The sequence below is a fragment of the Citricoccus sp. SGAir0253 genome, assembly GCF_005877055.1.
Taxonomy (GTDB): Bacteria; Actinomycetota; Actinomycetes; order Actinomycetales; family Micrococcaceae; genus Citricoccus.
In genome coordinates this window covers 3,039,455-3,066,310 of sequence record NZ_CP039424.1, presented here as the reverse complement: position 1 = coordinate 3,066,310, position 26,856 = coordinate 3,039,455, and the positions used below count along the sequence as shown (strand labels likewise).

General features: G+C 74.1%; 25 protein-coding genes. 15 read left to right on the top strand and 10 right to left on the bottom strand.

Annotated features, from left to right (window positions below):
• The first annotated feature begins 6 nt into the window (after window positions 1-6).
• The gene (gene catA, locus E7744_RS13385; RefSeq protein ID WP_137774548.1) at window positions 7-897 is read left to right on the top strand and encodes a catechol 1,2-dioxygenase; all 891 of its coding nucleotides are present in this window, start codon (window positions 7-9) and stop codon (window positions 895-897) included.
• Window positions 898-987: 90 nt separating this feature from the next.
• On the opposite strand, the gene E7744_RS13380 is transcribed toward catA, so the two are convergent.
• Together E7744_RS13380 and E7744_RS13375 are read right to left on the bottom strand one after the other, a co-directional pair.
• Window positions 988-1,617, bottom strand: coding sequence for a uracil-DNA glycosylase (locus E7744_RS13380; protein WP_168199826.1), 630 nt, complete (start codon window positions 1,615-1,617; stop codon window positions 988-990).
• 118 nt (window positions 1,618-1,735) lie between these two features.
• The gene (locus tag E7744_RS13375; RefSeq protein ID WP_137774546.1) at window positions 1,736-2,149 is read right to left on the bottom strand and encodes a DUF3052 domain-containing protein; all 414 of its coding nucleotides are present in this window, start codon (window positions 2,147-2,149) and stop codon (window positions 1,736-1,738) included.
• 135 nt (window positions 2,150-2,284) lie between these two features.
• On the opposite strand from E7744_RS13375, the gene E7744_RS13370 reads away from it, so the two are divergent.
• The gene (locus tag E7744_RS13370; RefSeq protein WP_137774545.1) at window positions 2,285-3,652 is read left to right on the top strand and encodes a thermonuclease family protein; all 1,368 of its coding nucleotides are present in this window, start codon (window positions 2,285-2,287) and stop codon (window positions 3,650-3,652) included.
• A gap of 139 nt (window positions 3,653-3,791) precedes the next feature.
• On the opposite strand, the gene E7744_RS13365 is transcribed toward E7744_RS13370, so the two are convergent.
• Window positions 3,792-4,913 carry a YihY/virulence factor BrkB family protein gene (locus E7744_RS13365; protein WP_137774544.1) on the bottom strand — a complete coding sequence of 374 codons (1,122 nt, stop codon included), beginning with the start codon at window positions 4,911-4,913 and terminating at the stop codon, window positions 3,792-3,794.
• Window positions 4,914-5,029: 116 nt separating this feature from the next.
• Between E7744_RS13365 and E7744_RS13360 the strand changes: the two genes are divergently transcribed.
• From E7744_RS13360 to E7744_RS13345, 4 genes are all read left to right on the top strand, one after another.
• Entirely contained in the window at window positions 5,030-5,710 is a 681-nt protein-coding gene (locus E7744_RS13360) for a YoaK family protein (RefSeq protein ID WP_246858455.1), read from the top strand.
• Window positions 5,711-5,867: 157 nt separating this feature from the next.
• Entirely contained in the window at window positions 5,868-6,380 is a 513-nt protein-coding gene (locus E7744_RS13355) for a thioesterase family protein (RefSeq protein WP_137774543.1), read from the top strand.
• Window positions 6,377-7,318 carry a tryptophan-rich sensory protein gene (locus tag E7744_RS13350; protein WP_246858454.1) on the top strand — a complete coding sequence of 314 codons (942 nt, stop codon included), beginning with the start codon at window positions 6,377-6,379 and terminating at the stop codon, window positions 7,316-7,318. Before E7744_RS13355 ends, E7744_RS13350 begins: the two co-directional genes overlap by 4 nt.
• 69 nt (window positions 7,319-7,387) lie before the next feature.
• Entirely contained in the window at window positions 7,388-7,630 is a 243-nt protein-coding gene (locus E7744_RS13345; protein ID WP_137774542.1) for a hypothetical protein, read from the top strand.
• A gap of 123 nt (window positions 7,631-7,753) precedes the next feature.
• On the opposite strand, the gene E7744_RS15870 is transcribed toward E7744_RS13345, so the two are convergent.
• The 3 genes from E7744_RS15870 to aceA all read right to left on the bottom strand — a co-directional run bounded on the left by E7744_RS15870 (window position 7,754) and on the right by aceA (window position 11,296).
• On the bottom strand, window positions 7,754-7,918 hold the full coding sequence (locus E7744_RS15870; RefSeq protein ID WP_168199825.1) for a hypothetical protein: 165 nt from the start codon (window positions 7,916-7,918) through the stop codon (window positions 7,754-7,756).
• A 120-nt stretch (window positions 7,919-8,038) separates the two neighbouring features.
• Window positions 8,039-9,712, bottom strand: coding sequence for a malate synthase A (gene aceB, locus E7744_RS13340; protein ID WP_137774541.1), 1,674 nt, complete (start codon window positions 9,710-9,712; stop codon window positions 8,039-8,041).
• Window positions 9,713-10,000: 288 nt separating this feature from the next.
• On the bottom strand, window positions 10,001-11,296 hold the full coding sequence (gene aceA / locus E7744_RS13335; RefSeq protein WP_137774540.1) for an isocitrate lyase: 1,296 nt from the start codon (window positions 11,294-11,296) through the stop codon (window positions 10,001-10,003).
• Window positions 11,297-11,682: 386 nt separating this feature from the next.
• Between aceA and E7744_RS13330 the strand changes: the two genes are divergently transcribed.
• Window positions 11,683-12,057, top strand: coding sequence for a hypothetical protein (locus E7744_RS13330; protein ID WP_137774539.1), 375 nt, complete (start codon window positions 11,683-11,685; stop codon window positions 12,055-12,057).
• A 144-nt stretch (window positions 12,058-12,201) separates the two neighbouring features.
• On the opposite strand, the gene E7744_RS13325 is transcribed toward E7744_RS13330, so the two are convergent.
• Together E7744_RS13325 and E7744_RS13320 are read right to left on the bottom strand one after the other, a co-directional pair.
• Entirely contained in the window at window positions 12,202-13,053 is an 852-nt protein-coding gene (locus E7744_RS13325) for an NUDIX hydrolase (protein WP_137774538.1), read from the bottom strand.
• 17 nt (window positions 13,054-13,070) lie between these two features.
• Window positions 13,071-13,739 (bottom strand): TetR/AcrR family transcriptional regulator, encoded by a 669-nt coding sequence (locus E7744_RS13320; RefSeq protein ID WP_137774537.1) that lies wholly within the window; start codon window positions 13,737-13,739, stop codon window positions 13,071-13,073.
• Window positions 13,740-13,917: 178 nt separating this feature from the next.
• Here E7744_RS13320 and E7744_RS13315 point away from each other — a divergent pair, with 178 nt between their 5' ends.
• From E7744_RS13315 to E7744_RS13300, 4 genes are read left to right on the top strand one after another with little or no spacing between them, the layout of a single operon-like run.
• The gene (locus E7744_RS13315) at window positions 13,918-15,483 is read left to right on the top strand and encodes a carboxyl transferase domain-containing protein (RefSeq protein WP_137774536.1); all 1,566 of its coding nucleotides are present in this window, start codon (window positions 13,918-13,920) and stop codon (window positions 15,481-15,483) included.
• A gap of 5 nt (window positions 15,484-15,488) precedes the next feature.
• Complete coding sequence (locus tag E7744_RS13310) at window positions 15,489-17,567, top strand: acetyl-CoA carboxylase biotin carboxylase subunit (RefSeq protein WP_137774535.1); 2,079 nt, start codon at window positions 15,489-15,491, stop codon at window positions 17,565-17,567.
• On the top strand, window positions 17,564-18,079 hold the full coding sequence (locus E7744_RS13305) for a MaoC family dehydratase (protein ID WP_137774534.1): 516 nt from the start codon (window positions 17,564-17,566) through the stop codon (window positions 18,077-18,079). The genes E7744_RS13310 and E7744_RS13305 overlap by 4 nt, the downstream gene beginning before the upstream one ends.
• The gene (locus E7744_RS13300; RefSeq protein ID WP_137774533.1) at window positions 18,076-18,903 is read left to right on the top strand and encodes a CoA ester lyase; all 828 of its coding nucleotides are present in this window, start codon (window positions 18,076-18,078) and stop codon (window positions 18,901-18,903) included. Before E7744_RS13305 ends, E7744_RS13300 begins: the two co-directional genes overlap by 4 nt.
• Before the next feature lie 23 nt (window positions 18,904-18,926).
• Here the strand turns inward: E7744_RS13300 and E7744_RS13295 are convergent, their stop codons facing one another.
• Together E7744_RS13295 and E7744_RS13290 are read right to left on the bottom strand one after the other, a co-directional pair.
• A complete protein-coding gene (locus E7744_RS13295; protein ID WP_137774532.1) occupies window positions 18,927-19,913 on the bottom strand; it encodes a zinc-binding dehydrogenase in 987 nt (328 codons plus the stop codon).
• Complete coding sequence (locus tag E7744_RS13290; RefSeq protein ID WP_137774531.1) at window positions 19,910-21,673, bottom strand: AMP-binding protein; 1,764 nt, start codon at window positions 21,671-21,673, stop codon at window positions 19,910-19,912. The genes E7744_RS13295 and E7744_RS13290 overlap by 4 nt, the downstream gene beginning before the upstream one ends.
• A gap of 124 nt (window positions 21,674-21,797) precedes the next feature.
• On the opposite strand from E7744_RS13290, the gene E7744_RS13285 reads away from it, so the two are divergent.
• The 4 genes from E7744_RS13285 (at window position 21,798) to E7744_RS13270 (ending at window position 26,836) form a co-directional block, all read left to right on the top strand.
• On the top strand, window positions 21,798-22,580 hold the full coding sequence (locus E7744_RS13285; RefSeq protein ID WP_137774530.1) for an electron transfer flavoprotein subunit beta/FixA family protein: 783 nt from the start codon (window positions 21,798-21,800) through the stop codon (window positions 22,578-22,580).
• A gap of 122 nt (window positions 22,581-22,702) precedes the next feature.
• A complete protein-coding gene (locus E7744_RS13280; protein WP_137774529.1) occupies window positions 22,703-23,692 on the top strand; it encodes an electron transfer flavoprotein subunit alpha/FixB family protein in 990 nt (329 codons plus the stop codon).
• 1,084 nt (window positions 23,693-24,776) lie between these two features.
• Window positions 24,777-25,658 (top strand): cytochrome b/b6 domain-containing protein, encoded by an 882-nt coding sequence (locus tag E7744_RS13275; RefSeq protein ID WP_137774528.1) that lies wholly within the window; start codon window positions 24,777-24,779, stop codon window positions 25,656-25,658.
• 41 nt (window positions 25,659-25,699) lie between these two features.
• Entirely contained in the window at window positions 25,700-26,836 is a 1,137-nt protein-coding gene (locus tag E7744_RS13270; RefSeq protein ID WP_137774527.1) for an acyl-CoA dehydrogenase family protein, read from the top strand.
• Window positions 26,837-26,856: the final 20 nt, after the last annotated feature.

Sequence of the window (26,856 nt, the reverse complement as noted above, 5' to 3'; positions counted from 1 at the left end):
GTAATCATGACCCCGACCGAACAGGCCACCGCTGCCGCCTCCGGCGCCGCCGCCACCGACCGCTTCCGCCAGTCCGGCAAGACGGCCGCCGTCCAGGCCGACCAGGCCCGCGTCAACGAGCTGGCCTCGGCCCTCGTCAAGGCCGCCAACGACATCATCCTGGAGAAGAAGGTCACCTACCCCGAGTTCAACGCCCTCAAGGCGTGGCTGATCAAGGTCGGCGAGGACGGCGAGTGGCCGCTGTTCCTGGACGTGTGGCTGGAGCACTCCGTGGAGGAGGTCGCCACGGAGCACCGCGACGGCAACAAGGGCTCCATCGAGGGCCCGTACTACATCCCGGACTCCCCGTCCCAGCAGACCGGCAAGGGCGCCCCGGCCAAGATCTCCCAGCGTCCGGACGAGAAGGGCACCCGCCTGCTCTTCCAGGGCCAGGTCCGCGGGACCGACGGCAAGGCCCTGCCGAACGCCAAGATCGAGCTGTGGCACGCCGACGAGGACGGCTTCTACTCGCAGTTCGCCCCGAACCTGCCGGAGTGGAACCTGCGCGGCACCTTCATCGCCGATGAGGAGGGCCACTTCGCGATCGACACGATCCAGCCCGCGCCGTACCAGATCCCGACCGACGGCGCCTGCGGCCAGCTGATCGCCGCCGCCGGCTGGCACGCCTGGCGCCCGGCCCACCTGCACCTGAAGGTCTCGGCCCCCGGCCACGAGCTGCTCACCGCCCAGCTGTACTTCCCGGGTGACGAGCACAATGACGACGACATCGCCTCGGCCGTCAAGCCCGAGCTGATCCTGGACCCGCAGGACGCCTCGGACGGCCACGGCAAGGAGGTCAACTACGACTTCGTGCTGGACCCGGTGTCCGAGGAGACCCCGGAGCACCTGCGCGCCTGAGTGCGCCGCGGCGCCGTCCGGCGCCGACGACCGTTCCGGTGGAAGACCCCGGGGGCCACGGCCCCCGGGGTCTTCCCGTGTCCGGGGGCGTCAGGCGTCGGTGGTGACCGGCCGGACCCCGCACAGCCGCATGGCCTGGCCGTACGCCTCCACCATCTGCTCCTCGACCTCCTCCGGGGCCGCCTTGCGGCCGCCGCCCTGGGCGTGGACGGCGGGCAGCGCGAAGACGCGGATCGCCTTCTCCTCCAGGACGGTCCCCCCGATCGTGCCGGAGAAGGCCTTCAGGAGCTTCTGGGCCTCCCCGCCGTGGGCCATGATGGCCACCACGCGGGGGACCTGCTTGAGGAAGCGCTTGAACGGCTTCAGCCCCGCGGTGATCTGGTCCCGCGTGAGGTTGAGGGCGTAGCCCTCCTGGGTCCAGGGGTGCACCGTCCAGGGGATGGTGAACCGCGGGGCGAGCCCGGCGGAGCGCAGGACGCGGTCCAGGCGCTCGGAGGCGTCGTCGTCGTTCTCGTGGGAGAGGAAACCGGAGGCGGTGCCCTCGCCCGGGGCCGCGGTGAGCACGAGGATCCGCGCCTCGTCCACGTCGTAGGCGGGGTCGAGGTAGGGCACGGGTCCCTTGGCGGGGTCCTCGAGGGACTGGCAGAGCTCGGTGATCGGGGCGATGTGCTCGCCGTGCAGGTGGTTCCGGGCGTCGGTGAGGTACGCGGGGTCGGACATTCGGCGCATGGGTACGGTTCCCTGTCGTCTCAGCTTCCGGCCGGCGGGTGCCGGCCCGCTGGGGCCAGTCTACGAGGCGACGGTGGCCGCGGGCCCGCGGCGGGCGGGACCGCGGGGACTAGGCGGGGGTGGTCCGCACGCGCACGGAGGACCATTCCCCGGACAGGGCGACGTTGCCGTTGAGGGCCTGTCCGCGCCGCTGCAGGTCCGCCCAGATGGTGTCCCGGGACAGGTCCGAGCGGCCGCCCTTGGGGTAACCGATCCACAGCACGCGGGCGCCCAGGGCCGGCTCGAGCCAGTCGTCCAGCACGCCGTCCAGCGAGCGCTGGTCCTGGGCGAAGAGCACGACGGCGGTCGCCGCCCCGATGTCCTGCGTCACGAGGACGTCCTCGGGCAGCGGGTCCAGGAGGGCGTGCAGGCCCTGGTGCCCGCCGCCGAGGAACAGGGTGTCCCCGGGCCTGATGAACAGCTTCTGGGCGGTGGTCCGGGCGGGTTCGGCGGGCTGTGCGGGCGGGGTCGCGGTCTCGGCCATGGACCCATTCTCCACCCAGGGGGCGCGGGGCGGCATTGCCTCTGTGACGAGGCGCGACGGGCCGGCGCCGGGGTGGCCGCGGCGGCCGTACGCTTCATCTCGTCATCACGGTGGGGGCAGGTTCGAGGGAGAGTCATGGCAGGTTCTGGTGCACTGGGGTCCGTGGCGGCCAAGGTGGTCGCGGGCGTCGTCGTCTCGGGGATGGTGGTCGGCGGAGTGGTCGCGGTGGCCGTCGCCCAGTCCGGCGGGGAGGAGCGCGACGCGGCGACGGTGGTCCGCGTGATCGACGGGGACACCGTCGACGCTCGGCTCGGGGGCGGCACGCAGCGGATCCGGCTGCTCAACGTGGACACCCCGGAGACGAAGCACCCGCAGAAGCCGGTGCAGTGCCTCGGGGCCGAGGCCACGGAGTTCCTGGAGGGGCTGCTGGCGCCCGGGGACCGGATCGAGCTGGCCTACGACGTCGAGCGCACCGACCGCTATGGCCGCACCCTGGCCGGGGTGTACAAGGACGACTCGCTCGTCAACGCGGATATCGCCGCGGCCGGCCTCGGCGTGGCCGTGCTGTACGAACCGAACGAGCGCTTCTACGACGAGGTGCTGGAGGCCCAGCAGCGGGCCGAGGAGGCCGGCGAGGGACTGCACGACCCGGCCGTGGACTGCACGCTTCCCGGCATGGCGCAGGACGCCCTGCCGCCGCTCGAGGACCTGCCCGCCGCGATCCCCGCGGACGCCGCCGGGGTGGCGGGAGCCCTGGCGGCGGCCGGGCCGGTGATCGCCGCGGGCCAGGCGCTCGAGGGCGCCCTGGACCTCGCGGGCTCGGGCGCGCACGTGGTGCTGCAGAAGGCCTATGCCTCCACCGCACCCTCGATCCGCGCCCGCCTGGACACGGCCCTGCCGGCCGCCGTCGAGTACCGCGATGGCCTGAGGGCCGAGCAGGAGTCGATCAAGGAGGCCGAACGCCGGGCTGCTGCGGAGGCCAAGCGCCAGGCGGAGGCGAAGCGGAAGGCCGCGGCTGAGCGCAAGGCGGCCGCTGAGCGCAAGGCGGAGGCCGAGCGGCAGGCGGAGGCCGCCCGGAAGGCCGAGGAAGCGCGCCAGGCGGAGGAGGCGCGGCAGGCCGCGGCGGCCCGCGAGGCAGCCCGCCAGGCCGAGGCCGAGCGTGAGGCCGCGCGCCGAGCCGAGGCCGAGCGCCAGTCGGCGGCCCAGCAGGCGGAGCAGGCCGCGGCGGCCCGCGAGGAGGCCCAGCGCCGGGAGGCCGCCCGCCAGGCGGAGCAGCAGCGGCAGCAGCGCCAGGCCCCGGCCCCGCCGGCGGCGCCGGGCGGTGGACCGGCCGTCGGCGGCAGCGGTGGACAGTGCCCGTCGTCGCACCCGATCAAGGGCAACGACAACTCGATGATCTACCACGTCCCCGGTCAGCGTCACTACGGGCAGACGAACTCCCGCAATTGCTTCGCGTCGGAGGCCGCGGCGATCGCCGCCGGGTACCGCAAGTCGAAGGTGTGAGCCGCGTTCTGGGCCGGGAAGGTCTCGGCTGGCGCTCGCAGGCCCTTCCGACCACGTCGGACGCGAGGGGCTGATACCTGTCCAGGCGGTGCGGGCAGGACTGGCCCACCAGTCCCGCCCGCACCGCCGAGGGCCCGGATCAGGAGTGGTCGCCGTCCCGGACGGTGTCCGGGGTGGACAGGCGCAGCACCCGGCCGTCGGCCTCGAGCTTGTCCCGGGCCACCCGGGCCTTCTCCACCTTGGCCGTGCTGCGCGGCGGCAGCTGGATCATCTCCTCGGCCGTGATGCCGGCCTGCAGCTGGCGGGCGCGCTCCATCTCGGCGTCGATCTCGGCGCCCAGCAGCAGCACGATGTTGAACACCCACAGGGCGAACAGCAGGGCCATGACGGTGCCGATGGCGCCGTAGGAGCTGTAGCCGGCGAAGAAGCTGAAGTAGATGTACAGGGCGACGCCGGCGATCGCGATGCCGACGATCGCCACGACCGCGCCGATGCTGATCCAGGTGAACTTCGGCTGCTTCACGACCGGGGTGAAGTAGTACAGCACGGCGATCATGACGACCACCGCCACGAGGATCACGGGCCACTTCACCCACGCCCAGATCGGCAGGAAGGTCTGCGTGAGGAAGTTCAGGGCGCCGCCGAACCCGAGCGGCTCGGCGATGGGGCCCAGGACCCCGGACACCAGGGACTGGTTCAGCGCGATCGAGACGAGGATCAGCACCACGCCGACCAGCAGCACCAGGGTCACCAGCAGCATGGTCACCACCTGCTTGACGAAGCCGCGGCCCTCCTCGACCCCGTAGATGGTGTTCATGCAGCGGGAGAAGGCCTTGACGTAGGCCGAGGACGACCACAGGGCCGTGGCGATACCGATGACCAGCGCGATCACGCCCCCGCCGGCCGAGCTGGTCATGGTCTCGACGAGGTTCACCACCAGGCCCTGGTAGTCCGCGGGGACGTACCGCTTGACCAGGTCGTCCACCAGGGTGGTGACGGTCTCGGCATTGTTGGCCAGCACGAGCGTGATGATCGAGAAGATCGCCAGCAGGGCCGGGGCCAGGGACAGCACCGTGTAGTAGGTCAGCATGGCCGCCAGGTCCGTGCCGCCGTCCGAGCCGAATTCCTTGAGCGCCCTCCGGAACGCGTACTTCCGGCTCGACCCCGTCAACTTGGGCGGGCTGTCCGGCTTGCGGTCACTGTCCGGTGCCGGGGCGTCGGCGATGGCCAATGTCGCGTCGATCGGGTCCTTGATGGGCACGGTACGTCCTCTCGTTGTTCCCTCGCTTGTCCTCATCTAACCCACCTCGGGCCGCTAAAGTCGAGTCGACGGCGGAGGAGCGGGCCGGTGGGCCCACCGGGGAGAGGAGCCCTGCGGTGGCCGGATCACTCACGCCCCGGCAGGGGCTGCTGGCCGCTGCCCTGACCGCGACGGCCGGCTTCGTGGACGGCCTCGCGTTCATCCACCTGGGCGGCTACTTCGTCTCCTTCATGTCCGGTAACTCCACCCGGGCCGGGGCGGACCTGGCCACCGGCGACCCGCTCGGCTGGGCCAAGGCGATGGGCCTGGTCCTCTCCTTCGTGGTGGGCGTGGTGGCCTCCGCGCTCGCCGTGCACGTGCGCTCGGCCCGGTCCGCCCGTCCCGAGCCCTCCGGCCCCCGCTCCACGGCCGTCTGGGTCTCCCTGGGCTTCGTGCTGCTGGCCGCCGTCCTGTCCCTCGTGCCGGGCCTGGGGCCGGCCGTGCCGCCGGCGGTGGCCGCCGGGATGGGCGCCGTGAACGGGACCTTCACCCGGGGCGGCGAGGTCACCGTGGGGCTCACGTACATGACCGGCACCCTCGTGAAGACCGGCCAGCACCTGGCCCTCGCGCTGACCGGTGGCAACCGGGTGGTCTGGCTGCGGTACCTGGCGCTGTGGGCGGCCATCGCGATCGGGTCCGTCGCCGGCGCCGTGGCCTACCGGGCCTGGGGGCTGGGCGCCCTGTGGGCCGCCGTCGGGCTCCTGGGGATCCTCGCGGTGGTGCTGGACGTGGGCCACCGGCGCGCGGTGGTGCCCTAGTCCCGGCCCCCTCGGTACGCTGGCCCCAGCACCACGGCGGGGCCGGGGTGGGAGCACCATGGACCGACACCCGGCCCCGGCCGGACCGCCACCGGAGGGCCGCCGCGCCGCCGGCACCCGCCCGCGGCCGTGCCGGCGCCGACCTCGAGAGGACCCCATGACCGAGAGATTCCTGCCCGTCCCGCTGGACCTGCGCTGGTCCGACCAGGACCTGCTGGGCCACGTCAACAACGCGCGCGTCGTGACCCTCGCGGAGGAGGCGCGCGTGCGCTTCCAGGTGCACCTGGACGGCCCGGCCTCCCTCGAGGGGTCCGGGGCGGTGGGCGGCCGGGTGGTCGCCCGCCAGGTCATCGACTACCACCGCCCGGCCCACTACGGGGTGCCGCTCGAGGTGCGGGTGGGCGTGCTCCGGGTGGGCACCCGCTCCTTCACGCTGCGCCACCAGGGCGTGCAGGGGGACGGCCCCGTGTTCACCGTGGACGCCGTGATGGTGATGGTCGGCCCGGACGGGTCCTCCCGCGCGCTGACGGACGCGGAGCGGGCCGGGCTCGAGGAGTGGCGCTGGCCCGGCGGCGACGCCGGGGACGGCCCGTCCGGAGAGGGCGCCGGAGAGGGCGCCGGCGCCACCCCGGCCGCCACCGCCCGGGCCACCTCCGGGGACCGGTCATGAGCGCCGCGCCGGCCGCCCCCGCCGCCCGCCGTCCCGGGGGCCCGGGCTTCCTGTCCCGCCGCCCCGGGCAGGTGACGACGGCCGTGGTCATCGCCCTGGCCATCGTCAGCACCTTCGTGGGCTCCGGGGCCCTCGGCGGCACCCCCATCCAGTCCGCGGCGGGGGGCTGGCTCAGCGAGGACGGCACCTGGATCGCGCCGGCCGGCCCCGCCTTCGCGATCTGGTCGGTGATCTACGCGGGCTTCGTCGGCTACGGGACCTGGCAGTTCCTGCCCGCCGCGGCCTCGGCCCGGCACGATGCCGCGCGGCCGTGGGTCCTGGCGGGCATCGTGCTCAACGCCGCGTGGATCTGGGCCGTGCAGGCCGGCTGGCTCGGGGCGAGCGTGCTGGTGATCGTCCTGCTGCTGGCGTGCCTGTGCCGGGTGCTGGTCGTGCTCGAGTCCGCCCGGTACCGGGTCCGGCCGGCGACGACGGCCCCCGCCCGCCGCGGGCCCGCCGGGCGCTGGGCGGAGCGGATCCTGCTCGACGGCGTACAGGGGCTGTACCTGGGCTGGGTCACCGTGGCCACGCTGGCCAACGTGGCGGCCTGGCTGGGTTCCCTGGGCTTCTCCGGCGCGCCGATCGGCCCCGTCGCGTGGGCCACCGTGCTGGTGGTGGCCGCCACCCTGGTGGCCACGGCCACGGCGCTCTACGACGGCGGCCGGTTCGCCCCCGCCGTGGCCACGGCGTGGGGACTCGCCTGGATCGCCGTGGGCCGCTCGGACGGTGCGGGGCTGCAGTCGGCCTCGCTGGCCCTCACGGCCGGCGGGGCCGCCGTGCTGGTGCTGCTGGCCACGCTGGCGGCCTGGCTGCTGTCCCGGCGCTCGGCGACCGGCGAGGCCCGGGACCTCCTCGCCGACGCCCTGGACGGCGGCGGGGACCCCGTGGACGGTCGATGACGCCCTGACCTGCGCGGGGGAGCGGGAGTATCCTCCGAGGCACCACCAGGACCGAGCAGGAGGACCCCCATGAGCACCGAACCACTGTCCCCCGGCGTTCCGGGAGGGGCGCAGCCGGATCCCGCGTCCGCGCAGGACGCGCGGGACGCCGCCGAGGAGGCCCGCCAGGCGGCCGAGGAGGCCCGGGACGCCGCCGAGGAGGCCCGCCGGGCGGCCGAGGAGGCCAAGAGGCGGCACGACGCCGACGACGCCCGCGCCGACGAGTGGGAGGAGGAGTCCTTCCCCGCCTCCGACCCGCCGTCCAACTACTGAGCCCCGGCGGGGATCCGGCGCCCGGCAGGGCCCGGGCAGGCCGCCGCGCACCGCCCGCGCACACGACGGGGCCCCGCGGACCACCTGGTCCGTGGGGCCCCGTCCGTCACTGCGGCGGACCGCTCAGTAGTTCCCGGGGGCGTCCGAGGCGGGGAACGTCTCCTCGACCTGCTCGTCCAGGCCCTGCTCGGTGTCCGGACCCTTCGAGTCCTTCTCCGCCTCGGGGGACGACGACGCGTCCTGGCGGTCCTGCTCCGGCACGTCCGGGTCCACGGGTTCGGTGCTCATGCGATCCTCCTCTGTTGGGGTGGTCGGGGACGGCCGGCACGCCACGGGGCCACCGGTACCGCCTCCGGATTCGCAGTGTAGCCGGAGGCGGTCCCGGTGGCCCCGGACCGTGGGGTCAGCTCACGGGGTGGCGCCCGCGAGCTCCTGGCGTGCCGGGGCGTTCGCCGAGAGGAACCGGCGGTAGGCCGGCAGGGTGAGGAAGTCCGGGAACTCCTCGGCCAGGGCGCAGCCGGCGAAGATCTCCAGGGCGTCGTCGAACCGGTCGCCGTCGGTGCGCTCGATCGCCGCGAACTCCTCCTCCATCAGCTGCTGCACCCACTCGCGGGTCACGGTGCGGGTGCCGCCCTCGGCGAGCCGCGCGGTGGACCCGGCGTTGATCCACTGCCAGATCTGGGAGCGCGAGATCTCCGCGGTGGCGGCGTCCTCCATGAGGTTGTGGATCGCCGCGGCGCCGTTGCCCCGCAGCCAGGACTCCACGTAGCGGATGCCCACCTCGATGTTGGTGCGCACCCCCTGCTCGGTGATCGCGCCCGGGGTGGCCGAGACGTTGAGCAGGCCGGCGGCGTCCGGGGTGACGTCCTCGCGCCGGTTGGTGCGGATCTGGTTGCGCCGGTCGCCCAGCACCGCGTCGAAGACCTCCATGGCCACCGGCACCAGGTCCGGGTGGGCCACCCACGAGCCGTCGAAGCCGTCGTTGGCCTCCCGGGTCTTGTCCTCGCGGACCTTGGCCAGCGCCCGCTCGTTCGCCTCCGGGTCGCGCCGGTTCGGGATGAAGGCGGCCATGCCGCCGATCGCCGAGGCCCCGCGCTTGTGGCAGGCCCGGACCAGCTGGTCGGTGTAGGAGCGCATCATGGGGGCGGTCATGGTCACGTCCGCCCGGTCCGGCAGCACGAAGTCCTCGCCGCGGTCCCGGAAGTTCTTGATGATGGAGAAGATGTAGTCCCAGCGCCCGGCGTTCAGCCCGGCGGCGTGGTTGCGCAGCTGGTAGAGGATCTCCTCCATCTCGAACGCCGCCGTGATCGTCTCGATCAGCACGGTCGCCCGGACGGTGCCCTGGGGGATGCCGAGGGCGTCCTGGGCCACGATGAACACGCAGTTCCACAGCCGGGCCTCGAGGTGGTTCTCCGTCTTCGGCAGGTAGAAGTACGGGCCGATGCCGCGGCGCAGCAGCTCCTTGGCGTTGTGGAAGAAGTACAGGCCGAAGTCCACGAGCGCCCCGGCCATCGGCTCGCCGTCCACCGTCAGGTGGTCCTCGTCCAGGTGCCAGCCGCGGGGACGGACGATGATGGTCGGCCGGTCCACCAGCTGCACGCCGCCGAGCTTGTACTCCTTGCCCTCGGGCGAGGTGAAGTCGATCCGGCGGCGGATGGCGTCCCGGAGGTTCACCTGGCCGGCCAGCATGTTCTCCCACGAGGGCGAGGAGGAGTCCTCGAAGTCGGCCAGCCAGCACTTGGCCCCCGAGTTCAGGGCGTTGATGGTCATCTTGCGGTCCACGGGCCCGGTGATCTCGACCCGGCGGTCCTTCAGGCCCGGGGCGAGCGGGGCCACGCGCCACGACTCGTCCTCGCGGATGGTGCGGGTCTCCGGCAGGAAGTCCGGGGTCCAGCCCTCGGAGATGCGCCGGCGGGTCTCCTGGCGCCGGGCCAGCAGCTCGGCCCGGCGGCCGTTGAAGCGCCGGTGCAGCGTGACCAGGAAGTCGAGCGCGTCCGGGGTGAGGATCTCCTCCTGCCGCGGCAGGTGGGGGCCGGTGATCGTCACGCCGTTGAGGGTGATGGGCTGGTCGGTGGGGTACATGGGAGTCTCCTCGGGGAAGTCGTGCGCGCCGGCGGCGCTGCCGGCGACGCGGTGCGCGGCCGGCCGGGCCGCGCGGTCAGGGTGGGTGGAAGGGAAGAGGCCCCAGGGCTGTGGTGCGGGGTGTGGTGGGCGACGCCGGCGGCCCGGGTGGGGTGCCGGCGTCGGGTCTTGGGGTGGTCGGCTGGTCGGGGGTGTCTGGTGGGGGACGCCGCGGGCGGCGGCCGGCCGGTGGGCCGGTCCGCCGCCCGCCGCGCGTCCGGAGGGGACGGGCCGCGAGGGCCGGTCGGCTCAGTGGAACTGGCCGGCCTCGGTGGACCCGGTCAGGGCCAGGGTGGAGGCGTCCGGGTTCAGCGCCGTGGAGATGGCGTCGAAGTAGCCGGTGCCGACCTCGCGCTGGTGCTTGGTGGCGGTGTAGCCGCGGGACTCGTCCGCGAACTCGCGCTCCTGCAGCTCCACGTAGGCGGCCATCTGACGCTCGTTGTAGCCCTTGGCCAGGTCGAACATGGAGTGGTTGAGGGCGTGGAAGCCGGCCAGGGTGATGAACTGGAAGGTGTAGCCCATGGCGCCGAGCTCGCGCTGGAACTTGGCGATGGTCTCGTCGTCCAGGTTCTTCCGCCAGTTGAAGGACGGCGAGCAGTTGTAGGAGAGCATCTGGTCCGGGAACTCGGACTTGACGGCCTCGGCGAACTGCTTGGCCAGCTCCAGGTCCGGCGTGCCGGTCTCCATCCAGATGAGGTCGGAGTACGGCGCGTAGGCCTTGGCACGGGCGATGCACGGCTCGATCCCGTTGCGGACCTTGTAGAAGCCCTCGGCGGTGCGCTCGCCGGTGATGAACTCCGCGTCGCGCTCGTCCACGTCGGAGGTGATCAGGGTGGCGGCCTCCGCGTCGGTCCGGGCGATGATGACGGAGGGGACGCCGGCCACGTCCGCGGCGAGCCGGGCGGCGTTGAGCGTCCGGACGTGCTGGCCGGTGGGGATGAGCACCTTGCCGCCCAGGTGGCCGCACTTCTTCTCGGAGGCCAGCTGGTCCTCCCAGTGCACGCCCGAGGCGCCGGCGGCGATCATCGACTTCATCAGCTCGTAGGCGTTGAGCGGGCCGCCGAAGCCGGCCTCCGCGTCCGCCACGATCGGCACCAGCCAGTCCTCGACCGTCTGGATGCCCTCGGAGAACTCGATCTGGTCCGCGCGCAGCAGCGCGTTGTTGATCCGGCGCACCACCTGCGGGACGGAGTTGGCCGGGTAGAGGGACTGGTCCGGGTAGGTGTGGCCGGAGAGGTTCGCGTCGGCGGCCACCTGCCAGCCGGAGAGGTAGATGGCGCGCAGGCCGGCCTTGACCTGCTGGACGGCCATGTTGCCGGTCAGGGCGCCCAGGGCGTTGGTGAACCGGCCCTCGGCGTGCTCGGCGGTCAGCTGGTCCCAGAGCTTCTCGGCGCCGCGGCGGGCCAGGGTGTGCTCCTCCTGGACCCGGCCGCGCAGCTTCACGACCTCCTCGGCGGAGTAGGTGCGCTCGACCGTGGCCCAACGGGGGTTGTGGTCCCAGTCGTGCTGGAGCTGTTCGGCGGATGCGGGGGTGTTCTGTTCCATGGCGGCTCTCCTGCGAGTCGGGTGTGGACTGTGGCGGTCGAAGTGATGTGGATCGCTTCGTTGACCACCAGTCTTGACCGCTGCGAGGCCTCGCGGTGCGGGAACCGACGGATAATTTCACTCCATCTTCACCGTGGTCAGGAAGTCACCATTTCCCGCTTCTACGGCTTCTTGCCCCCAATAGTTGGGCGCAATCAGAGCAATGGCGTGAAATATTGACAGTGCGTGGGCTCGGGAGCCTGGGCGTCCACGTGCCTGCGAGACCGGCGGAGGGAAGGGCTCCCCATCGCGACCCGGGCGGACCGTTCCCAGGATGGCTGGCGAGTACCTTGGGCCGGCGAGGCCGTGCTGAGAGAACGCCTGGGACGACTTCTGGGGAGGCCGGCTTGTCGGACAACCACGTGATCGCGATCGCCATCACGGCGATCTTCTGCCCGGCGGCACTGTGGTGCGGTGTCCTGAGCGCGCGGGCCTATCGGGGGAGCTGGCGCGGGTGGACGGCCATCCACCCACCGCTCACCCTCTGGGGGCCGCACTGGGGGCTGCTGACCCTGGCCGTCTATTCCGGGACCTCCCTCATCGGCGGAGTGCTGCTGGGCCTGGCGCAGGCCGGGGACTCCTCCTGGATGCAGGTGGCGTCCATCGCGGTGCTGCTCACGGGCATCGTCGTCGGGATGGTCGTCAGCCACGTCCTGCCCGACCGCTGGCGACCGGAATGGTACCGGCGCCAGCCCGTGGGCGCCTCGACGGGGAGGCGCTGACGGCGGCTGGGACCGCCCTGGCCCTGGAGCAGTGGGGCGTCCGATGGAGCGTGCCCCGAGCATGCCAGGGCGCTCGGCGCCCGGTTGCGCCTGGGCCCGGGCCCGGGCACGCGGCAGCGGTAGGCCGGTGCAGCCCGGGGCGCCTCACGCCGGTGGGCCGGACGCGGAACTCCCCGCGGCCAGGTCGCGGGCGAAGTCCTCATGGCCGGGGAAGTCGATGATCCGGCGTGGCTTGCGACTGGCGACCGTCGGCTGGACGGGTGCGAGGGTGCCGCCGGTGGCCAGCGCGGAGTCGAGATCGGGGGCCCCTGCGAGGGCGCGGAACTGGGCCCAGGTGGGCGGCATCAGCCGGTGGATGCCGGCGCGGAAGTCCTCCAGGGCCGCCGTCGCGGTGGTCCACCGGCTGTCCGCTCCCTCGAAGGACAGGGTGCCCGGTTCCTGCCCGTCCGGCAGGGCGGCCAGGAAGAAGTAGGTGTCGTAGCGCCGGGGTTCGCCCTCCGGGGTGACCCAGCGGGACAGGGCGCGCAGGCCGCCGGCGTCCGGGTGCAGGCCGTGCTCGGCCAGCAGGGTGGCGAAGTCGAGCTCGTGGTCCTCCACCCGTCGGCGGGCATCGTCCGGGAGCGCGGCCAGGGTGGCGGCGTCCACGGGGCGGCCGTCCCGGTGCCGGGCCAGCAGCACCCCCGTCTCCTCGAAGGTCTCGCGCACGACGCCGGCCAGCACCATCCCGGCGGTCTCCGGTTCCAGTTGCAGCCGCTGGCCCCAGTCGACCAGGTCGGTGCCGGCCCAGAAGTCCGCCGGTAGCTCGTCGGCGGCGTCGACGCGGCCGCCGGGGAAGGCGGAGACCCCCGCGCTGAAGGCCAGGGCGGTGTGCCGGGTGATGGTGAAGACCTCGGGGGTCGGCGAGTCCGTGCCGGGTCTCAGGAGCAGGACCGTGGCCGCCCGGGGGATCCCCGGGGGCGTCGATGTGCCGGTGCGGTGCTGGGCGGAGGAGGACATGGGCTCAGGGTAGGCGGTCAACCCGTCAGGGCCCGCCAGGCCATCGGTGCCAGGACGTCGATGACATCGGATCCCGCTCCCCCGCCGGGCCGGTCGGCGGCGTCCGACCCGCGCGCCCCGTCGGCCCCGTGCGCCCCCTCCGGGAGGTGCGTCGCGGGCGTGCGGGCCGACCCCCCGGCGCTGTGGGGGGTCGAGTTGAGCAGGCCGAAGGTGGCCATCAGGCGGACCTGGCGCTCGTCGTCGTCGAGGTCCGGACGGTGCCGCGCCAGCGGGCCGTCCCAGGACTGCACGTACTCGCGCTGCAGGCGGCGCACCCGGTGGTTGGCCTCGGGGGCGAGGGAGGGCAGCTCGCGGTCCTGGAGCCGGATGACGTCCGGTTCGGAGGTGGCGAAGTCGAGGTGGAACCGGACCAGCCGCTCGAGCACCTCGGCGGGCGGGCCGTCCTCGGCCACGATCGCCTGGCCGCCGGCCAGCAGCCGCTCCGAGACGTCCACCAGGATCTCCGCCAGCAGTGCGTCCTTGCTGGGGAAGTGCTTGTACAGGGCCGGCCCGCTCATGCCCACGGCCTCGCCGAGCTCCCCGGTGGACACGGCGGCGAAGCCGCGCTCGGCGAACAGGTGCGCGGCCGAGCGGATCAGCGCGGCGCGCCGGTTGGCCTTCTGCGTGGCCCGCCAGGTCGCGGTCATGGGGTCCTCCTGCTCGTGCGGCGGGGTGCCGCGGGGTCCGTCGTCCGGGTCGGGATCCCGTCCTGACCCGATCATAGACAATTTCGGTTAGAGGCCAGTAACCTGATTTCGGATCGGCCCCGCGGCGGGCCCGGCCCGCAGCTGACCGACACCGTACTCCCGAAGGGCGGCCCCACCGATGCCGACGACCTACCCCGAGCTGATCGCCGAGCTGCGGTCGCACCGGGCCACCGCCGCCCTCGGCGGCCCCGAGGCCTCCCGCGAGCGGCACGTCTCCCGCGGCAAGATGCTGGTCCGGGACCGCATCGACGCGCTGCTGGACGAGGGCAGCCCGTTCCTGGAGGTCGCCCCGCTGGCCGGCCACGGCCTGTACGGCGGCGACGCCCCGAGCGGCGGCGTGGTGGCCGGGATCGGGCTGGTGCACGGCCGGCACGTGATGGTCGTGGGCAACGACGCGACCGTCAAGGGCGGGACCTACTACCCGATCACCGTGAAGAAGCACCTGCGGGCGCAGGAGATCGCCGCGGAGAACCGGCTGCCCTGCATCTACCTCGTGGACTCGGGCGGGGCGTTCCTGCCGATGCAGGACGAGGTCTTCCCGGACCGGGACCACTTCGGCCGCATCTTCTACAACCAGGCCCGGATGTCCCGGGACGGCATCCCGCAGATCGCCGCCGTCATGGGCTCCTCCACCGCCGGCGGCGCCTACGTGCCGGCCATGAGCGACGAGACCGTGATCGTGCGGAACCAGGGGACCATCTTCCTGGGCGGCCCGCCGCTGGTGAAGGCCGCCACGGGGGAGGTCGTCTCCGCCGAGGACCTCGGCGGCGGGGAGGTCCACTCGCGGGTCTCCGGGGTCACCGACCACCTCGCCGAGGACGACGAGCACGCCGTGCAGCTCCTGCGGGACATCGTCGCCACGCTGCCCCCGGCGCCGGACCTGCCCTACGAGCCGGAGCCCGCGGCCGCCCCGGAGCAGGACCCCGCCACCCTCACCGACGTGGTGCCGGTCGAGCTGACCACCCCCTACGACGCGCGGGAGATCATCGCCCGCACCATCGACGCCGGCAGCTTCCACGAGTTCAAGCGCGAGTACGGGACCACGCTCGTGACCGGCTTCGCCCGCATCCACGGGCACCGGGTCGGCATCCTGGCCAACAACGGCGTCCTGTTCGCCGAGTCCGCGCTCAAGGGCGCCCACTTCATCGAGCTGTGCGAGCAGCGCCGGATCCCACTGCTGTTCCTGCAGAACATCACCGGGTTCATGGTCGGGCGCGAGTACGAGTCCGGCGGCATCGCCAAGCACGGGGCCAAGATGGTCAACGCCGTGGCCACCGCCTCCGTGCCCAAGCTGACCGTCGTCGTCGGGGGCTCCTTCGGGGCGGGCACCTACTCGATGTGCGGCCGGGCCTACTCCCCGCGCTTCCTGTGGCTGTGGCCCGGGGCGCGCGTGTCCGTGATGGGCGGGCCGCAGGCGGCCTCCGTGCTCTCCACCGTGCGGCGCGACCAGATCGAGGCGGCCGGCGGCGAGTGGAGCGCCGAGGAGCAGGCCGCGTTCGAGGCGCCCACGCGCGAGCAGTACGAACGCCAGGGCAGCCCGTACTACTCGACCGCCCGCCTGTGGGACGACGGCATCATCGAACCGGCCCAGACCCGCGACGTCGTCGGGCTCGCGCTCGACGTGGTCATGCGCGCCCCCACCCAGCCCACCGACGCGCCGGGCTACGGCGTCTTCAGGATGTGAGAGCCATGTTCACCACCGTGCTGATCGCCAACCGCGGCGAGATCGCCTGCCGCATCATCCGCACCCTGCGCTCGCTGGGCATCCGCTCCGTGGCCGTGTACTCGGACGCCGACGCCGGCGCGCGCCACGTGCGCCTGGCCGACGCCTCCGTGCGGCTCGGCCCCGCCCCGGCCGCCCAGAGCTACCTGGACGCCGAGGCCGTGATCGCCGCGGCGCGGGCCACCGGCGCCGAGGCCGTCCACCCGGGCTACGGGTTCCTGGCCGAGAACGCCGCGTTCGCCCGGGCCTGCGAGGAGGCCGGGCTGGTCTTCATCGGCCCGACGGCGGAGTCGATCCGCGTGATGGGGGACAAGATCACCGCGAAGAACGCGGTGCACGAGCGCGGGGTCCCCACGGTGCCCGGCATCGCCCGGCCCGGGCTGACGAACGAGGAACTGGCCGCTGCGGCCGGGGACGTCGGCTACCCGCTGCTCATCAAGCCCTCCGCGGGCGGCGGCGGCAAGGGCATGCACGTCGTCGAGGCGCCCGATCGGCTGCACGCCGCGCTGGAGGCCGCGCGCCGCGAGGCGGCCGCGAGCTTCGGCGACGACACCCTGTTCCTCGAGCGCTACGTGACGACGCCACGGCACATCGAGGTCCAGGTCCTCGCGGACGCCCACGGCAACGTCATCCACCTCGGCGAGCGCGAGTGCTCGCTGCAGCGCCGGCACCAGAAGGTCATCGAGGAGGCGCCGTCCCCGCTGCTGGACGAGGCCACCCGCGCCCGGATCGGCCGGGCCGCGTGCGACACCGCACGGTCCGTGGACTACCGCGGGGCGGGCACGGTGGAGTTCATCGTCCCGGCCGATGCCCCGGACGAGTTCTTCTTCATGGAGATGAACACCCGCCTGCAGGTCGAGCACCCCGTCACGGAGCAGGTCACCGGCGTGGACCTGGTGGAGCAGCAGCTGCGGATCGCCGCCGGCGAGCCGCTCGCGCTGGCCCAGGAGGACGTCGTCCTGGACGGGCACTCGATCGAGGCCCGGGTGTACGCCGAGGACCCCGCCGCCGGCTTCCTGCCCACCGGCGGGACGGTGGAGCACGTGCGGCACCCGGCCGCTGACGGCGTGCGCGTGGACACCGCCCTGGAGGACGGCCTCGTCGTCTCCGTGGACTACGACCCCATGCTGGCCAAGGTCATCACGTGGGGCCGGGACCGCGAGGAGGCCCGGCGCCGGCTCGTCGCCGCCCTCGAGGACACGGCCGTCGTCGGGTTCACCACGAACGTCGAGTTCCTGCGCGCGCTGCTGCGGCTGCCGGACGTCGTGGCCGGGGACCTCGACACCGGGCTGATCGCCCGCGAACTCGACGGCCTCGCGGCCGCCACGCCCACCGAGCGCGACTTCCGCGAGGCCGCCCTGCTCATGGACGCCGCCCGCGGCACGGCGGCGGGCCCGTGGCACCGCCGCGACGGCTGGCGGCTCGGCGAGGCCGCGCCCCGGCGGATCCGCCTCGTCGCCGCGGACGGCACCCGCGCCACGGTCCGCCTGGCCGGGAGCGTGGAGGCGCCGCGCGTGCTCACCGAGGACGGCGAGCTGCCGGCCCGGGTGCGCCGGGACGGGCACTGGGCCACCGTGACCCTCGACGGCGTCGGGCGCGGCTTCACCGCCGTCGTGGGCCCCGAGGGCGTCCAGCTCGCCCGCGAGGGCGCGCTGTTCGACATCCGCCGCGAGCGCGCCGACCACGGCGTGGACGCCGAGGCCAGCTCGGACCCCACCCTGGTCTCCCCGATGCCGGGCACCGTGCTGCTGGCCCCCGTGGCCGACGGCGACGCGGTCGCCGAGGGCGACCCCGTCGTCGTCGTGGAGGCGATGAAGATGGAGCACGTCATCCGCTCCACGGTGGCCGGGACCGTGCGGCTGCACGCGGCCGTGGGGGATGCGGTGGCCCGCGGGCAGGTCCTGGCGGTCATCACCCCGGCCGGGGCCTCCGACGATGGCGCCCCCGAGGGGGCCGCCGGCGGGACGATCGGCGGGCCGGACGGCCGGGGCATCCCGGACGAGCGGGACCAGCACGACCAGCACGAGGAGGGATCGGCGGCATGACCGAGCGGGATCCGCAACCGGGCACGGAGCCGCGGCGCATCGAGCAGCGCGGGCTGTACTTCGACGAGATGGAGGAGGGCGCGGTCTACGTCCACGCCCCGGGGCGCACCGTCACCGAGGCGGACAACGTCCTGTTCACCACGCTGACCATGAACACCCAGTCCCTGCACCTGGACGCCGCGTGGTCGGCCGGCACGGAGTTCGGCGAGCCGCTGGTCAACAGCATGTTCACCCTCTCCACGCTGGTGGGGCTGTCCGTGGCCCAGCTGACCCAGGGCACGATCGTGGCCAACCTCGGCTTCTCCGAGGTGTCCTTCCCGGCGCCGGTGCGGCACGGCGACACCCTGTACGCCGAGACGCTGGTCGCGGCCAAGCGCCGCTCGCGCTCGCGGCCGCACCAGGGCGTCGTGGAGTTCCACCACACCGCGCGCAACCAGCACGGCACCGTGGTGGCCGTGGCCAAGCGCTCCACCCTCATGCAGCTCTCCCCGGGGTCGGGAGGCACGCCATGAGCGCCGCGCACCCCGGCCCGGCCATCCTCTTCTGCCCGGCCGACCGGCCGGACCGCTACGCCAAGGCGGCGGCGGCCGCCGACGCCGTCATCCTCGACCTCGAGGACGCCGTGGCCCCCGCGGACAAGGCGGCCGCCCGCGAGCACGTGGCCGCCGCCGGCCGAGGTGCGGGCATGGACCCGGTGACCACGATCGTGCGGGTCAACCCCGTGGGCACCGTGGACCACGACCTGGACCTCGCGGCCCTCGCGGGCGGTCCGTACCGGCTGCTGATGCTCGCCAAGGCGGAGGCCGCCGGCCAGCTCGACCACCTGCACGAGGCCGGGTACCGGGTCATCGCCCTGTGCGAGACCGCCGCGGGCGTGGAGGCGGCGGCGGAGATCGCCCGGCACCCGGCCGTGGCGTCGCTGATGTGGGGTGCCGAGGACCTCGTGGCGTCCATGGCCGGCCGCTCCAGCCGCTTCGCCGAGGGCCCGCGCCGGGGCCGGTACCGGGACGTGGCGCGCCACGCCCGCTCGCGCGTGCTCATCGCGGCCACCGCCGCGGGCAAGCTCGCCGTGGACTCCGTGTTCCTGGACATCCCGGACCTCGACGGGCTGCGCGCCGAGGCGGAGGACGCCGCGGCCTCCGGCTTCGCCGCCACCGCCTGCATCCACCCCTCGCAGGTCCCCGTGATCCGGGAGGCCTACGCGCCCGGCGCGGAGGAACTCGAGTGGGCGCGGGCCGTGCTGGCCGAGGCGGAGCACCAGCCCGGGGTGTTCCGGTTCCGCGGGCGGATGGTCGACGAGCCGGTGCTGCGCCAGGCGCGGCGGATCACCGGCTGAGCCGCCCGCCGCCGGACCCCGCCTCAGTCCTTGACGGACACCACGACCTTGCCGACGGCGGTCCGCTCCTCGAGGGAGGCCATCGCCTCCGCCGCCCGCTCCAGGGGGTAGACCGCGCCCACGGCCGGGTGCAGGGCGCCGGCGCCCAGCAACTCCTCCAGGCCGCGCCGGAGGCGGTCCAGCGTGCCGGGGTGCTCGCGCTCCATGACGTCCATCGCGATCCCCCTGAGGGTGAGGTTGCGCAGCAGCAGCCGGTTCACGCGGATCTCCGGGATCGTGCCGCTGGCGAACCCGACCACCACGCCCGTGCCGCCGATCGCGAGGGAGCGCACGGCGTCGAGGAAGCCCTCGCCGCCGACCATGTCGATGAACGCCTGCACGCCGGACCCGCCGGTGAGCTCCCGCACCCGCCCCAGCCAGTCGCCGGCGGAGCGCACCACGTGCGTGGCGCCGGACTCCCGTGCCACGCGCTCCTTCGCGTCCGAGGAGACGAGGGCGATGGTGGACACGCCCCGGGCCCGGGCGATGTCCAGCACCGCCGTGCCGACGCCGCCGCCGGCCCCGGTGACGAGCACCGTTCCCCCCGGTCCCGCGCCGGTGGCCTCGAGGGCGTACAGGGCGGTGGAGTAGTTCATGTGCAGCCCGGCGGCCCGCGTGTAGTCGAGGTCCGGCGGGAGGTGGACGAGGTAGTCCTCGGCCGCGAGGGCCCGCTCGGCGAGGGCGCCGTGCCACACCGAGCCGGCCACCCGGTCGCCGGGCCGGAAGGCGGAGTCGGCGGGCGCCTCGAGCACGACGCCGGCCACCTCGCTCCCGGCCACGTACGGCGGCTCGCTGCCGGCCTGGTACCGGCCCCGGGACTGCAGGGGGTCGATGAAGGACAGGCCGGCGGCGTGGACGTCCACCAGCACGCGGCGCCCGCCGGCGCGGTCGTGGGCGCCGGCCGGCTCGGGCACCTCCCGCAGCTCGGCCGCGTGCGGCCCGGTCAGCTCGGGGACGACGACGGCCCTCACGTCTCCGCCCCGGCGTCCTGGCGCAGGAGGTCGTCGGTGTACTCGACCCCGTCCGGGCCGGACGGGGAGATCCCGGGGGCCGCACCGCCGTCGGGATGGACCTGCTCCTCCCGCCGGCGCAGCTCGATGCGCCGGATCTTCCCGGAGACGGTCTTGGGCAGCTCGTGGAACTCCAGGCGGCGGATCCGCTTGTAGGGCGCCAGGGTGTCCCGGCAGTGCTGCAGGATGGACCGGGCCGTCTCCTCGTCCGGCGCCCAGCCCTCGGCGAGGCGGACGTAGGCCTTGGGCACGGCGAGCCGGATCGGGTCCGGGGACGGGACGACGGCGGCCTCGGCCACCGCGGGGTGCTCGATCACCGCCGACTCCAGCTCGAACGGGGAGAGGCGGTAGTCGGAGGCCTTGAACACGTCGTCCGTACGGCCCACGTAGGTGATGGTGCCGTCCGCGTCCCGGCTCACGAGGTCCCCCGTGTGGTAGACGCCGCCGCGGAAGGCCTCCGCCGTGCGCTGCTCGTCGCCCCAGTAGCCCGGGGTCAGCCCCACCGGCCGCGGGTCCAGGCGCAGGCACAGCTCCCCGGTGCCGTCCGTCTCCGCGTCCGTGTCCGGGTCGATGAGGACGACGTCGTAGCCCGGCAGGGGCTTGCCCATCGCTCCGGGGCGGACCGGCTGGCCGGGGGTGTTGGCCACCTGGAGGGTGGTCTCGGTCTGCCCGTAGCCGTCCCGGACCTGGGTGCCCCAGGCCCGCTCCACCTGCGCGATGACCTCGGGGTTGAGCGGCTCGCCCGCCGCGACGACCTTGGTGGGCGGGTGCTCGAGCTGGCCCAGGTCCGCCTGGATGAGCATCCGCCACACGGTCGGCGGGGCGCAGAAGCTCGTGACGCCCTCGCGGTCCATCTGCCGCATCAGGGCCTTGGCGTCGAACCGGCCGTAGTTGTGGAGGAAGACCGTGGCCTCGGCCAGGAACGGCGCGAAGAGGTTGGACCACGCGTGCTTGGCCCAGCCGGGGGAGGCGACGTTGAGGTGGACGTCCCCGGGTTCGAGGCCGATCCAGTACAGCGTGGAGAGGTGTCCCACGGGATAGGAGGTGTGCGTGTGCTCCACGAGCTTGGCCTTGGACGTGGTGCCCGAGGTGAAGTACAGCAGCATCGTCTCGTCGGCGCGGGTCGGCTCCGCGAGGCGGAAGTCCTCCGGGGCCGCGAAGGAGTCCTGCCAGTCGTGCGCGGGCCGGTGGCCGCCGCCGTCGGGCCGGGGGCCGACCTGGACGAGCTGGAGGTCCCCGGGCACCTCGTCGAACTTGGGGGCCTCCGTGCCGGTGGTGACGACCCACGAGGCCCGTCCCCGTTCCACGCGGTCGGCGAGGTCGGCCGGGCCGAGCATGATGGTGGAGGGGATCACCGGGGCGCCGAGCCGGAAGCACGCGAGCATGACCTCCCACAGCTCCACCTGGTTGCCGAGCATGACGATCACGTGGTCCCCGCGCCGCACGCCGATCCCGTCCAGCCACGCCGCGACCTGCCGGGACCGGGCTGCCAGCTCGCGATAGGTGCGCCGCTCGCCCGAGCCGTCCTCCTCCGTGATGACGAGGGCGGCCTGGTGGCCGCGCTCGCCGGCGGCGACGTGGTCGATCCAGTCGGCGGCGAAGTTGAAGTGCTCGAACCGGGGCCACCGGAACGCCTCGTAGGCGGCCGTGGGGTCCGTGCGGGACTCGAGCAGGATGTCGCGGGCGCGGCGCAGGGCCAGGGCGGGGGACTCAGGGGTCATGGCGGAGAGCATACGGATCGCCGCATTTGCTTGGAAGACCTAGTAAATAGATGGATGCCCTAGTAAGTTGTGGCCCAGACCCCCGCACCGTCCCCCATCGCCCGTGTGGCAAGGAGATCGCCCCGTGAGAATCGTCGTGTTGGCCAAGCAGGTTCCGGACACCTGGTCGGACCGGAAGATCGACCTGGAGTCCGGGATGCTGGACCGGTCGGCCTCGGAGCCGGTGCCGGACGAGATCAACGAGCGGGCCCTGGAGTCGGCCCTGCAGTACAAGGACGCCCAGAAGGACACCGAGATCGTGGTGCTGACGATGGGCCTGGAGGACTCGACCAAGACGGTGCGCAAGCTGCTGTCGATGGGCGCGGACGCCGGGGTGCTGGTCACGGACCCGGCACTGGCCGGCTCGGACATGGTCCAGACCGCCCGCGTGCTGGCCGCCGCGGTGCAGAAGATCGGCGGGGTGGACCTGGTGGTGGCCGGCAACGAGGCCACGGACGGCCGGGGCGGGATGATCCCCGCCATGGTCGCCGAGGTGTTGGGCGTGCCGGTGCTGCCGGGCCTGGACGAGGTCACCCTCGCCGCGGACGGTGTCTCGGGCACCGCCCAGGTGGACGGGGGCACGGTGTCCCTGTCCGCGCCGCTGCCGGCGGTGGTGTCCGTGACGGAGAAGTCCGCCGAGGCGCGGTTCCCCAACTTCAAGGGGATCATGGCGGCGAAGAAGAAGCCGGTGGACACGTGGTCCCTGGCGGACCTGGGCATCCAGGCGGGCCCGGAGGCGGCCGGCGTGCGCTCGGTGATGGTCTCGGCCACGGCCCGGCCGGTGAAGCAGGCCGGGCCGAAGGTCACCGACGACGGCACCGCGGCGGCCCAGCTGGCCGACTTCCTGGCCGCGAACAGGCTGCTCTGAACCGCCGCCGGACGCCGCCGGCCGCCCCGCCGGGGTGCCGGCCGCCGCGACCCGGCTCCCGCTCCGTACCCGCTCCACAGACCCACCACGTGAAGACCTGAGAAGGCGAAGGAAGCACGCTCATGACCGCTGGAAACGTCGTTGTCCTGATCGAGACCACCACCGACGGGACGCCCAAGTCCACCGCCGCCTCCCTGCTGGGTGCCGCCGCCCAGGTGGGCACCCCCGTGGCCGTGGTGGTGGCGGCCCCCGGCGGGGCCGGGCAGGCGCTGGCGTCCCGGCTGGGGGAGCTCGGCGCGGTGCACGTGTACATGGCCGAGTCCGAGGCCGCGGCCGCCGAGCTGGGCACCGCCCAGGTCGGCGCCCTGGCCGACGCCGCCCGGGCCTACGGGGCGCAGGTGGCGCTGCTGCCGGCGACGAACGACTCCAAGGCGGTGGCCGGTCGCCTGGCGATCGTGGCCAACGGGGCGATCGCCGCGGACGCGGTCGGCGTGCGCTGGGACGCCGAGGGCCAGGAGGTCATCGCCGTGCACGCGGTGTTCGGCGGGGACTTCACCACCGAGTCCACCGTGGAGGGCGGGCTGATGATCGTCACGGTCCGGCCCGGCTCGGTCGACGCCCGCGCCGAGGCCGTGGCGAGCCCGGAGGTGCGCACCGCCCCCGTGGCCACCGCCGCCGGCCCCGGGGCGAGGATCGATGCCGCCACGGACGCCCCGGCCGCCACCGGCCGACCGGTGCTGCGCGGGGCCAAGGCCGTGGTCTCCGGCGGGCGCGGGGTCGGCTCGAAGGAGAACTTCGAGATCGTCGAGCAGCTCGCCGACGCCCTCGGGGCCGCGGTGGGCGCCTCCCGCGCCGCCGTCGATGCCGGGTACGTGCCGCAGCACTACCAGGTGGGCCAGACCGGCATCTCGGTCACCCCGGACCTCTACGTGGCGCTGGGGATCTCCGGGGCCATCCAGCACCGCTCGGGCATGCAGACCTCCAAGACCATCGTGGCGATCAACAAGGACGAGGACGCCCCGATCTTCGAGATCGCGGACTTCGGCATCGTGGGGGACCTCTTCACCGTCGTCCCCCAGCTCGTCGAGGAGATCAACGCCCGCCGCGGCTGACCCGCGAACCCCCGCCGACCCGGACGAAGGAACGGACCGCCCCATGACCACCGAGAACGACGCGCCGCAGGACCCCGCCGGGGCCCGGGGCCCTGCCCGGCGCCGCATGGCCGGGTACACCCCGCTGCGGCAGCCGGAGGGCGGGTCCGGGACGCCTGCGGCCCCGGCCGGCGGCGACGAGGCCCGGCCCGAGCCGGCGCAGGGCGCCGCGCCTCCTGCGGCGGCACCCTCACCGGAGGCGGCGTCCGCCGCCCCGGTGCGCAAGACCCGCATGGGCGGGGCGCCCCGGCCCCTCGATTCCGGACAGGCCACGGCGGGCTCGACGCCCGCGGCGCCCGCGGTCACCGCACGGCCGGACTCCCCCGACGCCGGGGCCTCGCCGTCGTCCGCCCCCCAGGCCGCGGTGTCAGCGGCCCCGGCGCCCTCGGGAGACGGGGCGATGCCGCCCGTGAAGACCAGGATGGGCGGCACGAGGACGCGGATGGGGGGCGCCCCGGCCGCGCCCGCCCGCCCGGCGGCCGGTGATGACGCGGCCCCCGCGACGACCCCTGCGTCCGCGGCGGCCCCGGCGCCCCCGGCCAGGACCCGCATGGGCTCGGCCCCCGCTGCCGCGGTGTCGGCCTCCGCTCCGGCCGCCCCGGCGACGCAGGAGGCCCAGCCGTCCGTTCCCGCGCCGGGCACGAAGACCCGCATGGGCCGGACCCCGGCGGCACGGCCGGTGACGGCGACCCCGGCCGCTTCCGTCCCGGCGGATGCCCCGGCCGCCCCCGTGCCGGCGTCCGAGGCGGCCGGCACGCCGTCCGGCCGGACGCGGATGGGTGCCGCCCGCAGCGCCCCGGCGACCGCGGGGGCCCCGTCCCCCGCCGCCGACGCTACTGGGCCGGACACCCCGGTGGCGCCCGGGCCGGCGTCGGGAACCGCCCGTGGGGGCACCCGGATGGGTGCCCCGGCCGCGGCAGCCGCTGCCCGCCCGGCAGGTCCGGCCGCTGCTGCGGCCCCGTCCGGTCCGGTGGGCCGGGCGGGCACCCCGGGTCCGGCGGGGGCGGCGACCCCGGCGAGGCCGGCCCGCCCGTGGGTGCGGCCGGTGGTCATCACCGCGGTGCTGGTGGTGGTGGCCGCCCTGGTGGTGCTCGCCGCCCGGTGGCTGCGCACGCTGGACCCGGTGGCGGAGTTCATCGCCGCCTACGACGGGCACGCCACCCAGCCGGCGGACGCCCCGGTGGGGATCCCGGCGTGGCTGGGCTGGCAGCACTTCCTGAACATGTTCTTCATCGTGCTGATCATCCGCACCGGCCTGCAGGTGCGCACCGAGCGCAAGCCCCCGGCCTACTGGACGGCGAGGCAGGGCTCGTTCTTCTCCCCGGCGGGGAACACCCCGAAGAAGGTGTCCCTGACCCAGTGGCTGCACCAGGTGCTGGACGTGCTGTGGGTGGCCAACGGGCTGGTGTTCGTCGTGCTGCTGCTGGTCACCGGGCACTGGGCGCGGATCGTGCCGACCAGCTGGGACGTGGTGCCGCACATGGCCTCCACCGCGATCCAGTACGCCTCCCTGGACTGGCCCACGGAGAACGGGTGGGTGCACTACAACGCGCTGCAGTCCTTCACCTACTTCCTCACCGTGTTCGTGGCCGCCCCGCTGGCGATCGCCACCGGGGTGCGGATCTCCACGTGGTGGCCGGAGCGGGCCGAGCGGCTGAACCGGGCGTACCCGGTGGAGTGGGCGCGGGCGCTGCACTTCCCGGTGATGCTCTACTTCGTGGCGTTCACCGCCGTGCACGTGTTCCTGGTGTTCTTCACCGGGGCGCTGCGGAACCTGAACCACATGTACACCTCGCGGGACGTGGCGGACTGGTGGGGGCTGGTGGTCTTCCTGGGCTCGCTGGTCGTGATCGCCGCGGCCTGGTTCCTCACCCGACCGCTGTTCACCACGCCCCTCGCCACCCGGATGGGCAAGGTCACCAAGTAGCCCCGGCCCCGCACCCCGGGCCTGGAGGAAGGACTGACGTCATGTACCGAGTCACCGAGGACCAGCAGGCCCTGGTCGAGGCCGTGCGCGGCTTCGCCGACCAGCGGATCGCCCCGCACGCCCTGGACTGGGACGCGCGGAAGCACTTCCCCGTGGACGTGCTCGCCGAGGCCGGCGAGCTCGGGCTCGGCGGGATCTACGTGTCCGAGGAGCACGGCGGCGCGGGGCTGGACCGCAAGGACGCCGTCCTCATCTTCGAGGAGCTCGCCAAGGCCGATCCGGCGCTGGCCGCCTACATCTCCATCCACAACATGGTGGTCTGGATGATCGACTCGTTCGGCACGGACGAGCAACGGGCCCGCTGGGTGCCCGAACTGGTCGGGATGGGCCGGCTGGGCAGCTACTGCCTGACCGAGCCCGGCGCCGGCTCGGACGCGGCGGCGCTCACCACGCGGGCCGTGCGGGACGGGGACCACTACGTGGTGAACGGCGTCAAGCAGTTCATCTCCGGGGCGGGCTCCTCCGACGTCTACGTGGTCATGTGCCGCACCGCGGACACCGGCGCCAAGGGCATCTCCACCCTCGTGGTGCCCGCGGACACCCCCGGGCTGTCCTTCGGGCCGAACGAGAAGAAGATGGGCTGGAACACCCAGCCCACGCGCCAGGTCATCCTCGAGGACGCCCGGGTCCCGGTGGCCCACCGGCTCGGCGAGGAGGGGGACGGGTTCCACATCGCCATGAAGGGCCTGAACGGCGGGCGCATCAACATCGGGGCGTGCTCGCTCGGCGGCGGCCAGGCGGCGCTGGAGAAGGCGACCGCCTACCTCAAGGAGCGCACGGCCTTCGGCGCCCCCCTGACCACCAAGCAGGCCCTCGTCTTCGACCTGGCGGACATGGACATGCGCCTCGAGGCGGCCCGCACCCTGCTGATGCGGGCGGCGGACGCCCTGGACCGCCAGGACCCGGACCGGGTCCGGCTGTGCGCCATGGCCAAGAGGGTGGCCACGGACGCCGGCTTCGAGGTGGCCAACGCCGCCCTGCAGCTGCACGGCGGCTACGGCTACCTCCACGAGTACGGGGTGGAGAAGCTCGTCCGGGACCTGCGGGTCCACCAGATCCTCGAGGGCTCCAACGAGATCATGCGGCTGATCGTCGGCCGCATGCTCGTCGACGCCTGACATCCGGGGGCCGCCCGGCC

Coding starts and splice junctions, on each gene's coding strand:
- catA (WP_137774548.1), top strand. CDS start 7: ATGACCCCGACCGAACAGGCCACCGCTGCCGCCTCCGGCGCCGCCGCC.
- E7744_RS13380 (WP_168199826.1), bottom strand. CDS start 1,617: ATGTCCGACCCCGCGTACCTCACCGACGCCCGGAACCACCTGCACGGC.
- E7744_RS13375 (WP_137774546.1), bottom strand. CDS start 2,149: ATGGCCGAGACCGCGACCCCGCCCGCACAGCCCGCCGAACCCGCCCGG.
- E7744_RS13370 (WP_137774545.1), top strand. CDS start 2,285: ATGGCAGGTTCTGGTGCACTGGGGTCCGTGGCGGCCAAGGTGGTCGCG.
- E7744_RS13355 (WP_137774543.1), top strand. CDS start 5,868: ATGACCGAGAGATTCCTGCCCGTCCCGCTGGACCTGCGCTGGTCCGAC.
- E7744_RS13350 (WP_246858454.1), top strand. CDS start 6,377: ATGAGCGCCGCGCCGGCCGCCCCCGCCGCCCGCCGTCCCGGGGGCCCG.
- E7744_RS13345 (WP_137774542.1), top strand. CDS start 7,388: ATGAGCACCGAACCACTGTCCCCCGGCGTTCCGGGAGGGGCGCAGCCG.
- E7744_RS15870 (WP_168199825.1), bottom strand. CDS start 7,918: ATGAGCACCGAACCCGTGGACCCGGACGTGCCGGAGCAGGACCGCCAG.
- aceB (WP_137774541.1), bottom strand. CDS start 9,712: ATGTACCCCACCGACCAGCCCATCACCCTCAACGGCGTGACGATCACC.
- aceA (WP_137774540.1), bottom strand. CDS start 11,296: ATGGAACAGAACACCCCCGCATCCGCCGAACAGCTCCAGCACGACTGG.
- E7744_RS13325 (WP_137774538.1), bottom strand. CDS start 13,053: ATGTCCTCCTCCGCCCAGCACCGCACCGGCACATCGACGCCCCCGGGG.
- E7744_RS13320 (WP_137774537.1), bottom strand. CDS start 13,739: ATGACCGCGACCTGGCGGGCCACGCAGAAGGCCAACCGGCGCGCCGCG.
- E7744_RS13315 (WP_137774536.1), top strand. CDS start 13,918: ATGCCGACGACCTACCCCGAGCTGATCGCCGAGCTGCGGTCGCACCGG.
- E7744_RS13310 (WP_137774535.1), top strand. CDS start 15,489: ATGTTCACCACCGTGCTGATCGCCAACCGCGGCGAGATCGCCTGCCGC.
- E7744_RS13305 (WP_137774534.1), top strand. CDS start 17,564: ATGACCGAGCGGGATCCGCAACCGGGCACGGAGCCGCGGCGCATCGAG.
- E7744_RS13300 (WP_137774533.1), top strand. CDS start 18,076: ATGAGCGCCGCGCACCCCGGCCCGGCCATCCTCTTCTGCCCGGCCGAC.
- E7744_RS13290 (WP_137774531.1), bottom strand. CDS start 21,673: ATGACCCCTGAGTCCCCCGCCCTGGCCCTGCGCCGCGCCCGCGACATC.
- E7744_RS13280 (WP_137774529.1), top strand. CDS start 22,703: ATGACCGCTGGAAACGTCGTTGTCCTGATCGAGACCACCACCGACGGG.
- E7744_RS13270 (WP_137774527.1), top strand. CDS start 25,700: ATGTACCGAGTCACCGAGGACCAGCAGGCCCTGGTCGAGGCCGTGCGC.